Annotated in this window: 16 protein-coding genes; 3 read left to right on the forward strand and 13 right to left on the reverse strand. The window is 41.6% G+C overall.

Features of this window, described 5'->3' with window-relative positions; genetic code table 11:
* The first annotated feature begins 6 nt into the window (after positions 1-6).
* Positions 7-1,626 carry an endonuclease gene (locus ACHUE3_RS16315; protein ID WP_394193410.1) on the forward strand — a complete coding sequence of 540 codons (1,620 nt, stop codon included), beginning with the start codon at positions 7-9 and terminating at the stop codon, positions 1,624-1,626.
* A gap of 72 nt (positions 1,627-1,698) precedes the next feature.
* Here the strand turns inward: ACHUE3_RS16315 and ACHUE3_RS16320 are convergent, their stop codons facing one another.
* From ACHUE3_RS16320 to rpsJ, 12 genes are all read right to left on the reverse strand, one after another.
* On the reverse strand, positions 1,699-2,457 hold the full coding sequence (locus ACHUE3_RS16320) for a hypothetical protein (RefSeq protein WP_394193411.1): 759 nt from the start codon (positions 2,455-2,457) through the stop codon (positions 1,699-1,701).
* Between the two features lie 641 nt (positions 2,458-3,098).
* A complete protein-coding gene (gene rpsQ / locus ACHUE3_RS16325) occupies positions 3,099-3,356 on the reverse strand; it encodes a 30S ribosomal protein S17 (protein ID WP_058561414.1) in 258 nt (85 codons plus the stop codon).
* Entirely contained in the window at positions 3,356-3,547 is a 192-nt protein-coding gene (gene rpmC / locus ACHUE3_RS16330; protein ID WP_004588692.1) for a 50S ribosomal protein L29, read from the reverse strand. Before rpmC ends, rpsQ begins: the two co-directional genes overlap by 1 nt.
* Positions 3,547-3,960 carry a 50S ribosomal protein L16 gene (rplP, locus tag ACHUE3_RS16335; RefSeq protein ID WP_054206129.1) on the reverse strand — a complete coding sequence of 138 codons (414 nt, stop codon included), beginning with the start codon at positions 3,958-3,960 and terminating at the stop codon, positions 3,547-3,549. Before rplP ends, rpmC begins: the two co-directional genes overlap by 1 nt.
* A 12-nt stretch (positions 3,961-3,972) precedes the next feature.
* Positions 3,973-4,674 (reverse strand): 30S ribosomal protein S3, encoded by a 702-nt coding sequence (gene rpsC / locus ACHUE3_RS16340; RefSeq protein ID WP_004588691.1) that lies wholly within the window; start codon positions 4,672-4,674, stop codon positions 3,973-3,975.
* Positions 4,675-4,685: 11 nt separating this feature from the next.
* Positions 4,686-5,018 (reverse strand): 50S ribosomal protein L22, encoded by a 333-nt coding sequence (gene rplV / locus ACHUE3_RS16345; protein ID WP_087532558.1) that lies wholly within the window; start codon positions 5,016-5,018, stop codon positions 4,686-4,688.
* Positions 5,019-5,032: 14 nt separating this feature from the next.
* Complete coding sequence (rpsS, locus tag ACHUE3_RS16350; protein WP_004588689.1) at positions 5,033-5,311, reverse strand: 30S ribosomal protein S19; 279 nt, start codon at positions 5,309-5,311, stop codon at positions 5,033-5,035.
* 15 nt (positions 5,312-5,326) lie between these two features.
* Positions 5,327-6,151 carry a 50S ribosomal protein L2 gene (rplB, locus tag ACHUE3_RS16355; RefSeq protein WP_004588688.1) on the reverse strand — a complete coding sequence of 275 codons (825 nt, stop codon included), beginning with the start codon at positions 6,149-6,151 and terminating at the stop codon, positions 5,327-5,329.
* Positions 6,152-6,168: 17 nt separating this feature from the next.
* On the reverse strand, positions 6,169-6,471 hold the full coding sequence (gene rplW / locus ACHUE3_RS16360; RefSeq protein ID WP_099295563.1) for a 50S ribosomal protein L23: 303 nt from the start codon (positions 6,469-6,471) through the stop codon (positions 6,169-6,171).
* On the reverse strand, positions 6,468-7,073 hold the full coding sequence (gene rplD, locus ACHUE3_RS16365) for a 50S ribosomal protein L4 (protein ID WP_058561416.1): 606 nt from the start codon (positions 7,071-7,073) through the stop codon (positions 6,468-6,470). Before rplD ends, rplW begins: the two co-directional genes overlap by 4 nt.
* A 17-nt stretch (positions 7,074-7,090) precedes the next feature.
* Positions 7,091-7,726, reverse strand: a complete 636-nt coding sequence (rplC, locus tag ACHUE3_RS16370; protein WP_058561417.1) for a 50S ribosomal protein L3 — start codon at positions 7,724-7,726, stop codon at positions 7,091-7,093.
* 27 nt (positions 7,727-7,753) lie between these two features.
* Positions 7,754-8,065, reverse strand: coding sequence for a 30S ribosomal protein S10 (rpsJ, locus tag ACHUE3_RS16375; RefSeq protein WP_002957900.1), 312 nt, complete (start codon positions 8,063-8,065; stop codon positions 7,754-7,756).
* Positions 8,066-8,456: 391 nt separating this feature from the next.
* On the opposite strand from rpsJ, the gene plsB reads away from it, so the two are divergent.
* A complete protein-coding gene (gene plsB / locus ACHUE3_RS16380; protein WP_394193412.1) occupies positions 8,457-10,895 on the forward strand; it encodes a glycerol-3-phosphate 1-O-acyltransferase PlsB in 2,439 nt (812 codons plus the stop codon).
* Between the two features lie 61 nt (positions 10,896-10,956).
* Here plsB and tesB read toward each other — a convergent pair whose 3' ends face one another.
* Positions 10,957-11,814 (reverse strand): acyl-CoA thioesterase II, encoded by an 858-nt coding sequence (gene tesB, locus ACHUE3_RS16385; protein ID WP_394193413.1) that lies wholly within the window; start codon positions 11,812-11,814, stop codon positions 10,957-10,959.
* Between the two features lie 74 nt (positions 11,815-11,888).
* On the opposite strand from tesB, the gene ACHUE3_RS16390 reads away from it, so the two are divergent.
* On the forward strand, positions 11,889-12,350 hold the full coding sequence (locus tag ACHUE3_RS16390) for an EVE domain-containing protein (RefSeq protein WP_394193414.1): 462 nt from the start codon (positions 11,889-11,891) through the stop codon (positions 12,348-12,350).
* The last annotated feature ends 3 nt before the right edge of the window (positions 12,351-12,353 follow it).

Below are 12,353 nucleotides of genomic sequence, written 5' to 3' on the forward strand. Positions count from 1 at the left end.
ATAATTATGTTACACGGGACATATAAAAAAAATACCCTTGCTGCAGCGCTATTATTAACAACAATACCAAGCTACGCGGTAGTTTCTAACGGGAGCTTCGAAGATTGGACTGGTAATACACCCAATAATTGGAGCACCATTGATTCAGGTATCACTGTATCAGCAGCCAGTAATATTGTTAATACAGACACGCTTGCTGCAAGAGTTGTTGTTACAACTGGCAGTCAAAGCAACACCGATTTATTGCAAAATGTGCAATTAGAATCAGGCCAAAGCTATACCTTTTCAACTTGGGTCTATCACACTGAGGGAGGTGTTAAGGCTCGCTTATTGGTTAATGGCTATCAAGGATACTCAAATCCTGCATTATTGAATCAATGGCAAAAAGTCAGTTATCAATATACAGCCTCTGCAAATGAAACAATTGCTGTTGGGCTTCGCTTTTATGATGTTACAGGTTTTGATGGCAACGAAACCGTTTACGTTGATAGCTTTAATCCAAGTGTTATGTCCAACCCACCCAGTAATGGCTGCACTGATAACACTGTTGATATATCATTACTCACTGATAATTATGGCGAAGAAACCAGCTGGCAAATAACCGACAGCCAAAATATAAATGTTGCCACTGGTAATGACTACAGTGCTAACACTCAATATGAAGAGCAAGCTTGCTTAACTGATGGGAATTACACCTTTACTATTTTTGATAGCTATGGGGATGGTATATGTTGTACTTATGGCAATGGTAACTATGCACTAACCAGCAATTCAAAAGTACTGGCTAACGGAGCTAGCTTTCAAAGCTCAGAATCAACCCCATTTACTCTCGGCTCTGGTGGTGGTACTACGCCCACAGAACCTACAGGCTATTATGTTACTGCTCAAGGCTTAACTGGGTACGCTTTAAAAACAGAGCTGTATAACATCATTAAAGGTCATAACTCACAAGGCTACTCAGCTATTTGGAATTTTTACGATAGCTCATCGCGCGATACATCGTTTGAAAACGACAATTCAATCCTCGATCGCTATTCAGAAAACCCAACTGGACAAGATAGCTTTAGTTATGCCGCAGTGAGCGATCAATGCGGTACATATAGTAACGAAGGTGATTGTTATAACCGCGAGCATTCGTTCCCTAAAAGTTGGTTTGGTGGCACAAATGAGCCGATGAATTCAGATGTACATCATATTTTTGCAACTGATGGCTATGTAAACTCTAAACGCAGTAACTTTCCATTTGGTGATGTAGCTAGCGCAACTTACACTTCAAGCAACGGTAGTAAACTAGGTACCGCAACGAGTTCATTAAATTACTCTGGTACTGTATTTGAACCGATTGATGAATTTAAAGGTGATTTTGCTCGTGCATATTTCTACATGGCTACACGCTATGAGAATGTCATTGGTAGCTGGCAAAATAATACCACTTACAGCAACGCAGTACTTAATGGAACTAGCACTCAAGTATTTGAAAACTGGGTGGTGAGCATGCTTGTTCAATGGCATACAAATGATCCTGTAAGCCAAGTAGAGCTTAACCGTAACCAAGCGGCCTTTGAACATCAAGGCAACCGCAATCCATTTATCGACCATCCTGAATTTGTAGAGATGATTTGGTAACACTATTCATTAAGCCCTCTTTTATAGGGGGCTTTCTTTACTAACGTATTGATTAAATAGCGCAGCTACTTGCTATTGTTTCTTGTTCCACTTTTCCATTATCTTATTGAATAAAATACCATCGTTATCTTTACATGGTCTTGGTGACCCTTGTGGTAAACCTACTTTGCCCATCACACCATTGAAGTCAATTTTGTAGCACATACCTTTATACATTTCCATGCGCTTACTCCCATCAGCACTTTGCCATAATATATCTGATTTAAATGAACTTGAGTGCTCTTTTGGGACTGTAACACGCTGAAACTCTTTACCACTTTGCGATATGGTTGCCTGTGAGTAATCAAAGGATATACCAGCCTTATTTGAAGGCATAAGCTGCGGTATTGGTGCGTATGGATTGAGCTTTTTAAATGGCTTTTTTACAGCTTTATGGTTTAAATCTACTTGTTGATTTTTTACCATAGCCTCATTGGTATTTAGTACTTTGCTCTCATCGCGTGTTTGGGATTTAACGGATGAATTTAGTTTGACGACACTCTCAGTCACATTAACTGTCGTTTGAGTTTCTTGTTTTCGTCTCTGTTTTTGAAATTGTTCAGCCCGTTGCTCAACGGTATCATGCTCGGTTTTATTTGCAGTGTCAGAGGGAGTGAACTTTGCATGACTTTGAAACTCAGGGAGTGGTGCAAGATCAACCATCACATATGCTTGCATGGCATCAGTGGATTCAGGCTTTTTAAGTTCGATTGTTTGCCTTGAAACAAAATAAATAACAATGACATGAAGGCCAATAGAAATAGTCCATGCCTTATAATTATTTTTAAACACTTGAACTCCCTGTAAACAGTTTGCTTTATGAGTGCTTATGTCAGATTTAGTTCATTAAGTGTATAATTTTTATGGTTAAGTCTTAGTCTTTATCCAGGTATAAATATGATTGCAGGATATTTTTGGCGTTTTTTTCTCTAATTTTATAACCCAGCTTATGCAATAAAAGTATCATTAAAGCCTCTCTATTTGTCATCGCTGAAGTAAGCTTGTGTTGAGCAGCCCATGTTAACGCAGCAACTGCAAATTCACTGTTATTTGCAATTGAGCGATCCACCGCTCGACCAAGCTTCACAACTTGCAAGATAGATTGTCTATATTCGGTAAGGCCTAAGCTTAAAAGGTAATTCTGAATCGGACACATAGCATTTTATCTGAGAGAAAAAATACAGCATAAAAGCTCAAGCTAGGTTAAGGTCAAGTAGTTTTATTAGGGAGATTTATCGAAGTTCATGTTTGTGGTGAGAGTTTATATCTTCGTAGCCTTGACGTTCTTTTCTCATGATATATACCTGCTCTTATATTCTTGGCATTTTTCCTCCTCGCATTTTGCAATACTCAACTCAAGCTACGGGGCTTTTTAAAAACAAAAAGCCCCGGCTAATGCCAGGGCTTTTTAGTAAAGTAAACTTAATTAAAAATTAAGCTTTCTTTGGACGCTCAACAACGTCTACTAAAGTCCAAGATTTGTTCTTAGAAATAGGAGCACACTCACGGATAGTAACTACGTCACCAGCCTGAGCTGTATTGCTTTCGTCATGTACGTGTAACTTAGTCGTACGTTTGATGAATTTCCCATAGATTGGGTGCTTCACGTAACGTGCGATAGCAACAGTGAAAGATTTTTCCATCTTGTCGCTGATTACACGGCCTTGAAGAGTACGGATTTTATCGCTCATTATTGACCTGCCTTCTGGTTAATAATTGTTTTTACACGCGCGATATCGCGACGTACTGTTCTTAGCGTGTGAGTTTGAGCTAACTGACCAGTGCTTGCTTGCATGCGCAGGTTAAACTGCTCACGAAGAAGTCCTAGAAGTTCAGCGTTAAGCTCTTCTACGCTTTTGTCTTTTAGTTCGCTAGCTTTCATTACATCACCGTCCGAGTTACGAAAGTTGTTTTGAATGGTAATTTACGTGCAGCAAGGTTAAACGCTTCACGAGCAAGCTCTTCAGAAACACCTTCCATTTCGTAAAGTACTTTACCAGGCTGAATTTCAGCAACCCAATATTCAACAGAACCTTTACCTTTACCCATACGAACTTCAAGCGGTTTGTTTGTAATTGGCTTGTCTGGGAATACACGAATCCAGATTTTACCTTGACGCTTGACGTGACGTGTCATAGCTCGACGAGCTGCTTCGATTTGACGAGCAGTCATGCGGCCACGACCAGTAGCTTTCAAACCGAAAGTACCGAAGCTTACTTTGTTACCGTTTTGCGCAAGACCACGGTTGCGGCCTTTATGCGTTTTACGGAATTTTGTACGTTTTGGCTGTAACATTACTCGCTACCTCTACTTAGCACTTTTCTTGGCTTTCTTTGGTGCGCGTTTAGCTGGCTTCTCTTGCTCTTGTACTAGTGGTAAACCACCAATAACTTCGCCTTTGAAGATCCAAACTTTAACACCAATGATACCGTAAGTGGTTAAGGCTTCAGAAGTTGCGTAGTCGATATCAGCACGAAGAGTATGTAGAGGTACACGACCTTCACGATACCATTCTGAACGTGCGATTTCTGCGCCGCCAAGACGACCGCTAACTTCAACTTTGATCCCTTTAGAACCGATGCGCATTGCATTTTGTACCGAACGCTTCATAGCGCGACGGAACATAACACGACGCTCTAGCTGAGAGGCAATGCCGTCTGCTACTAGTTGTGCATCTAATTCTGGTTTACGTACTTCAGAAATATTAATCTGAGCAGGTACACCTGCGATCTTAGTTACCGCTTGACGTAGCTTTTCAACGTCTTCGCCTTTTTTACCGATAACAACACCCGGACGAGCCGTGTGGATTGTTACGCGGATTGATTTTGCTGGACGCTCAATAACGATTTTAGACACAGAAGCCGCTTTTAATTCCTTTGTAAGGAAAGTACGTACTTTGTGATCGCCAAAAAGCTGATCAGAGAAATCTTTAGAACTCGCGTACCAGGTAGAAACCCAAGGTTTAGATATACCTAGGCGAATACCAGTAGGATGAACTTTTTGTCCCATTACTTATACTCCTAGCTATCTGAAACCACAACAGTGATGTGGCTTGTACGCTTAAGGATGCGGTCTGCGCGTCCTTTAGCACGTGGCATAATACGCTTCATTGTAGGACCATCGTCCACAAAAATCGTGCTTACGCGAAGCTCATCAATGTCAGCACCTTCGTTATGCTCTGCGTTAGCAATAGCAGACTCAAGTACTTTTTTAACTAATACAGCCGCTTTCTTTGGGCTGTACGCCAGGATTTCTAGAGCGCGATCGACAGGTAACCCGCGGATCTGATCTGCAACTAGACGAGCTTTTTGCGCCGAACCAGAGGCGAATTTATGTTTAGCTAATGCTTGCATTTATCATTCCCCTCTTAACGTTTCTTCGCTTTCTTATCCGCAGCATGGCCACGGTAAGTGCGAGTTGGTGCAAATTCACCTAGTTTGTGACCGATCATTTCGTCAGAAACGAAAACTGGTACATGCTGGCGACCATTATGGACAGCAATGGTCAATCCGATCATGTTAGGTATGATCATTGAACGACGGCTCCAAGTTTTAATTGGCTTCTTTTCACCGCTTTCCAAAGCTTTCTCTACCTTCTTCAGCAAGTGTAGGTCTATAAAAGGACCCTTCTTGAGAGAGCGTGGCATGGCTATTCCTCAATATTACTTAGTACGACGACGTACTATAAATTTATCCGTACGCTTGTTCTTACGCGTCTTAGCACCTTTAGTAGGCTTACCCCATGGAGACACAGGATGACGACCACCAGATGTACGACCTTCACCACCACCGTGTGGGTGATCTACCGGGTTCATGGCAACACCACGAACTGTCGGACGAATACCACGCCAGCGATTTGCACCTGCTTTACCAAGTGAACGAAGCATATGCTCAGCATTGCCTACTTCACCTAGTGTTGCACGACAATCAGATTGTACTTTACGTACTTCGCCAGAACGAAGACGTAGAGTTACGTATTGACCATCACGCGCAAGGATTTGAACGTATGCACCAGCAGAACGTGCGATTTGAGCACCTTTACCTGGTTTTAATTCTACGTTGTGAACAGTCGAACCTACAGGCATGTTACGCATAGGTAATGCATTACCAGGCTTGATTGGTGCATCAACACCAGACTGGATTGCATCGCCAGCTTTTAAGCCTTTAGGTGCGATAATGTAACGACGCTCACCGTCTGCATATAATACAAGAGCGATGTTTGCGCTACGGTTTGGATCATATTCCAAACGCTCAACAGTGGCTGGAATGCCATCTTTAGTACGTTTAAAATCGATTAAACGGTAATGATGCTTATGACCACCACCGATATGACGAACCGTAATACGACCATTGTTATTACGACCACCTGATTTAGAGTTTTTCTCTAATAGTGGTGCGTAAGGTTTACCCTTATGTAAATCTGGGTTAACCACTTTAACTAGGTGACGACGACCCGCAGAAGTTGGTTTACACTTTTGAAGTGCCATAATTCTAACTCCCCTTATTACTCGGCGCCGCCGACAAAGTCTAGCTCGCTACCTTCTTTAAGAGTAACGTAAGCTTTTTTCCAGTCGCTACGACGACCGAAACGTGCGCCAGTACGTTTTGTTTTACCCTTAACGTTTAGTGTGCGAACACCAGTTACTTCCACTTCAAAAAGCTTCTCAACAGCTGATTTGATCTCAGCTTTAGTTGCGTCATTTGTTACTTTGAAAACAATCGTGTTGTTTTCTTCAGCAGCAATTGTGCTCTTTTCAGAGATATGTGGAGCAAGGATCACTTTTAAAAGACGTTCTTCACGGATCATGCTAGCGTCTCCTCAAGTTGCTTAACAGCAGCAGCTGTAATAAGTACCTTGTCGAAAGCGATTAAGCTTACAGGATCGATACCAGCTACATCGCGCGTGTCAACCTTGTACAGGTTACGTGCCGATAAGAATAGATTTTCATCTACTTCTTCAGTCACGATAAGAACATCTTTAAGCTCAAGTTCTTTAAGCTTAGAAACTAGTTCTTTAGTTTTTGGTGCTTCAAGACCAAAACTTTCAACAACGATTAAACGCTCTTGACGAACTAATTCAGATAAGATGCTTTTGATCGCACCGCGGTACATTTTACGGTTTACTTTTTGGCTGTGGTCTTGTGGTTTAGCTGCGAAGCTAACGCCACCTGAACGCCAAATTGGACTACGGATTGTACCAGCACGTGCACGGCCAGTACCTTTTTGAGCCCATGGTTTTTTACCACCACCGCTTACTTCAGAACGTGTCTTCTGAGCACGAGTACCTTGACGAGCACCTGCTGCGTATGCAACAACTACTTGGTGTACTAATGCTTCGTTAAACTCACGTCCAAAAGTAGCTTCAGAAACTTCAAGAGCGCCAGAAGCGTCTTTAATTGCTAATTCCATCACTAAATCTCCAGGACTTATGCTTTAACAGCTGGTTTAACGATAACGTCACCGCCGATAGCGCCAGGTACTGCACCTTTAACTAAAAGCAAATTACGCTCAGCGTCAACGCGAACTAGTTCTAGGTTTTGAGTAGTTACTTGCTCATTACCCATTTGACCGGCCATTTTCTTACCTTTAAACACCTTACCAGGTGATTGGTTTTGACCGATTGAACCAGGAGCACGGTGAGATAGAGAGTTACCATGTGTAGCGTCTTGCATGCTGAAATTCCAGCGCTTAACACCACCTTGGAAACCTTTACCTTTAGAAGTACCGGTTACGTCAACTTTGTTGATTTCGTTGAATAATTCAACAGTAAGCTCTGCGCCTACTTCAAAATCGCCTTCACCACCATTTAGGCGGAATTCCCACAGACCGCGACCCGCTTCAACACCAGCTTTAGCGAAATGACCCGCTGCTGCTTTGTTTACACGGCTTGCTTTTTTAGTGCCTGCGGTTACTTGAAGTGAGTTATAACCGTCTGTTGCTTCAGATTTGATCTGAGCAATGCGGTTAGGTGTCGCTTCAATAACTGTCACAGGGATAGATACACCATCTTCAGTGAAGATACGTGTCATACCCACTTTACGACCGACTAGACCTAATGCCATTTTCCTAAAACCTCTCTAATCTTCCGATTAACCCAGGCTGATTTGAACATCAACACCAGCAGCAAGATCTAAACGCATAAGAGCGTCAACAGTCTTGTCAGTTGGTTCTACGATGTCGATCAGACGTTTATGGGTGCGGATCTCGTACTGATCACGCGCGTCTTTATTAACGTGCGGTGAAGTAAGTACAGTAAAACGTTCAAAGCGTGTAGGTAGTGGAATTGGACCACGTACTTGTGCGCCAGTGCGTTTCGCAGTTTCCACGATTTCCGCCGTTGATTGGTCAATCAAACGGTGGTCAAAAGCTTTTAGGCGAATACGAATGCGTTGATTTGACATTCTTAAACCTCAATATAAAGAGCATTTAAAAGAGCATAAAAAAACGACCGAAACAATCTTAATAATTAAGATGCCGGTTGTTGATTTATATCTACGTTGAGTTCCAAATCGGAACTCCTGTTTTATTAGCTTGAAATCCAAGCTTAATGTTCCTTCCAAGTTCCCGGGGGAATTTTGAAAGCCTGCGTATTATAGTGATATTGGTGATAAATGCAACAACTATTTCAATATTACCCCTACCATATTAAATTGTTCATTAAAAACACAATAAACTCAACGAAGTATTGGCTATAATAGATACGAGTAATAACTATCTTAATGGTCAGTCCAGTTATAACTTGGTATTATCCGCGCTTATTTTGCTTTTTAACCCTCTAACTTTGGTGAGTTGATGCGTATTTTTAGTCATTGTTTAAACTTTTTCTCTATGGTGATGAACCGCTTACTGGTTAAAAGTAAGGTGTTGCCTGAAAACCCAATCGAACAATATAATCTCGACCCGTCATCGCCCACTTTTTATATTGTTAAACTCAATGCGCGCTCTGATCTAGCCGCACTTGCTCGCGTTTGTAAAAAACATGGCTTGCCCAACCCAACCGAGCAACAGTTATTAGGTAGTACTGAGCTTGACCGCTTTATAGGACTGCAAAATCCACCACCATTATTTGGTGATAAAGCAAAACCAACCGATGCCTTGCAAAAAGGCAAACTAATTATTGAGCAGCTGATTGCCAGTAACGAGCAAAACGTACAAGTTATCCCTGTCACTATCTTATGGGGCCGCAACCCTGGTAAAGAAAAACCAGGTTTAGGGACTTTAGTATCTCATTCGTTAACACCAAGCTGGTTTCGTAAGTTTTTTGTTCTGTTGTTCTCAGGGCGTGATAACTTCGTAAGGTTTAGTCAACCTCTCGACTTATCGTTGCTTGTAAATGAAAAAGCGGATGTTGATGAGCTACCACATAAACTACTGCGCGTAGCGCGCGTTCATTTTCGCCGGCAAAAACTTGCGGCTACGGGGCCAAAAATGCCCTCTCGTGAACAACTATTTAGTTCGTTACTCGCTTCACCAACCATCAAAAAAGCTATTCAAACAGAAGCAAAAGAGAAGAACATTAGCCATGAACAAGCTCGTCAAAATGCGTTAAAACTACTTGATGAAATTGCCGCAAACTACAGTGATGCCACAATTAGAGTTGCAGACCGCGTACTTACTTGGCTTTGGAATAAACTGTATAACGGTATTGATATAAAATATACCGAGCAACTGCATGATTTAACCAATAAAGGCCATGAAATAATTTACATGCCGTGTCATCGCAGCCATATGGATTATTTATTGCTTACCTACTCTATTTACCACTTAGGCTTAGTACCACCGCATATAGCAGCAGGTATTAACCTTAACTTTTTCCCGGCAGGTGGCATATTCCGCCGCAGTGGGGCGTTTTTCATTCGTCGCTCTTTTGCCGGCAATAAACTTTACTCTGCGGTATTTAAAGAATATTTAAGCCAGCTATTTATTAAAGGGTATTCAGTTAAGTTTTATACTGAAGGCGGCCGTAGCCGAACTGGGCGCTTGTTGCCGCCAAAAACAGGTATGCTGGCAATGACTTTGCAAGCTATGATGCGCGGAATTGATCGCCCCATTTCCATAGTGCCTGTGTATATTGGCTACGAGCACGTAATGGAAATTAATACCTATCTTAAAGAGCTGGCTGGCAATGATAAAAAAGGCGAGTCTATATTTGGTATATTTAAAGCGATTAAAAACCTTAAGAACTATGGCCGAGGCTACTTAAATTTTGGCGACCCTATTTCTGTTAATCAATATCTAAACGAGCATCAACCTGATTGGCGTGAGTCAATTCACCCTACCGATGTACAAAAACCACAATGGCTCGGTCCGCAAGTTGCGAATTTAGCAGATAAAGTAATGGTAAACATCAACAGCGCAGCTGCACTGAACGCGGTAAATTTATTGGCAATGATTTTACTCGTCAATGACAAACAAGCATTGAGCAAACCAAAACTATTAGCGCAGCTAAACTTCTATTTAAACCTGCAAAGAAGTGCCAGCTATAGCGATAAAATTAGTGCTCCTGATGAAAATGCAGAGCAATTATTAAACCATGCTTTAAAGCTCAATAAATTTGATGTAATAAGTGATGAGTTCGGTGAAATCATAGCGATTAATGATAAAGAAAAAACACTCTTTAATTACTACCGTAATAACATTTTGCATGTGTTTGCCGTGCCGAGTTTACTTGCACTACATATATTTAAAAGCCATAAAACCACACTTAGTCAATGCCAAGAGTTGATCAGTCGCTTCTATCCATTATTCGCTAAAGAGTGGTTTTTAAATGAACTGGACGAAAATTATATCTCTCGCATATTGGCAAGCTTTGTTGATCAAGAGCTAATTGAAATAAGTGGTGATGAGATAAAAATTACGAACAGCAATGACTGCCTAGCAAAACTTGAGATGTTGGGTCGTGCCCTTAGTTTAACTTTGCAACGTTACGCTATCGTCATTGGCTTTATTCAAACAAGTAAAGGGATTGATCGTGCTGAGCTTGAGCGTGAAAGCCAAGTATTAGCTCAACGATTAGGTACATTGCATGGCATTAAAAGCCCTGAGTTTTTCGATAAGAAAGTGTTGATTGGTTTTATTGGTAATCTTCGACAGCAAGCTCTTATTAGCGAGTCAGATGCTGGACTGCAAGGCAGTAATGAGCTGTGTGAAGTTTATATGCATCTAAAAGCATTGTTGCCTGCACGCATTTGGCAATCAATTACTGATATTGTACAAAGCCAAAGTAACTAAAGTTTATAGGGTTAGGTGTTGTTGCACCTAACCTTAAATTCAGCGTATTGGTTGAGCGTTCTTAACGCTGGCGCATTACACCTTCTTGGATTGTTGAAGCGACTAAATTTCCTTGGCGGTCAAAAAACTGCCCGCGCACTAAACCTCGCCCCGAACTCGCACTTGGGCTATCGATAGTATATAAAATCCAGTCATCCAATCTAAATGGGCGGTGAAACCACATTGCATGGTCAATGGTAGCAACCTGCATATTCGGTTGCATAAATGACACGCCATGCGGTTGTAGCGCAGTAGGTAAAAACTCAAAATCAGACGCATACGCCAATAAGTAATTATGAATACGCTGGTCATCGGGCATATCGCCATTGGCTTTAAACCAAATATGTTTAACCGGCTCCATCACCTCCGGCTTAAACGGATTGTGAAATGTCACTGGGCGCATATCTATAGGTACTTCACGAATAAATTTATTTCGGATAGCTTCAGGGATATGATTGGCATTTGCTTGATAGAATTCCAGCGATGATTTGAGCTCTTCGGGTGCTGGTACATCAGGCATAGTGGCTTGATGTGAAAGCCCTTCTTCAACACCTTGAAAAGAAGCAGTCATGTAAAAGATAGGCTTACCATATTGAATGGCTTTAACACGACGGGTGCTAAAACTTTTGCCATCGCGAATCGTTTCAACGTCATAAACAATCGGCTTTGCGGCATCGCCTGGGCGTAAAAAATAAGAATGCAGAGAGTGTACAATACGTCCTTGCGGTAGTGTTTCTTTAGCCGCAGAAAGTGCTTGCCCCATAACTTGGCCACCAAACACAGCACCAAAACCTAAATCTTGGCTTTGCCCACGATACAAGCCTTGTTCAATTTCTTCTAGTGCTAATAACGATAGTAAATCATCTAAAACTTGGCTCATTTGTATATCCTCAATCCCGACAAGGCTCACATAATACTATAGACTATAATTATGTAAATCTTAGGGAGATAACAATGGCTTATTGGCTATTTAAAACTGAACCCGATGCATTCTCAATTGATGACCTAAAAAACGCACCTAAACAAACCTCGATGTGGGAAGGGGTACGTAACTACCAAGCACGCAACTTTATGCGCGACAAGGTTAAGGTGGGCGATCAAGTGATGATTTATCATTCTAGCTGCAAACATATTGGTGTCGCAGGATTAGCAACTGTTACACGCGAGGCCTACCCCGATCCTACTCAGTTTGATTTAAGTAGTGATTATTATGACGCAAAAGCCACAGCTGAAAATCCGCGCTGGTTTGTGGTTGACGTTACCTACAAGCAGCACTTAAAGAGTCTCGTTAGCCTAAAAACTATAAAAGCAAATGATGCCATCACTGACATTGCATTGAAAAAAGGGGGGCGCTTATCAGTAATGCCCGTGTCTTCAAATGACTGGCAACAAATACTCGCTATGGCAAGTAGTTAGGTT

This window comes from Pseudoalteromonas atlantica (assembly GCF_043641955.1).
Classification (GTDB): Bacteria; Pseudomonadota; Gammaproteobacteria; order Enterobacterales; family Alteromonadaceae; genus Pseudoalteromonas; species Pseudoalteromonas atlantica_A.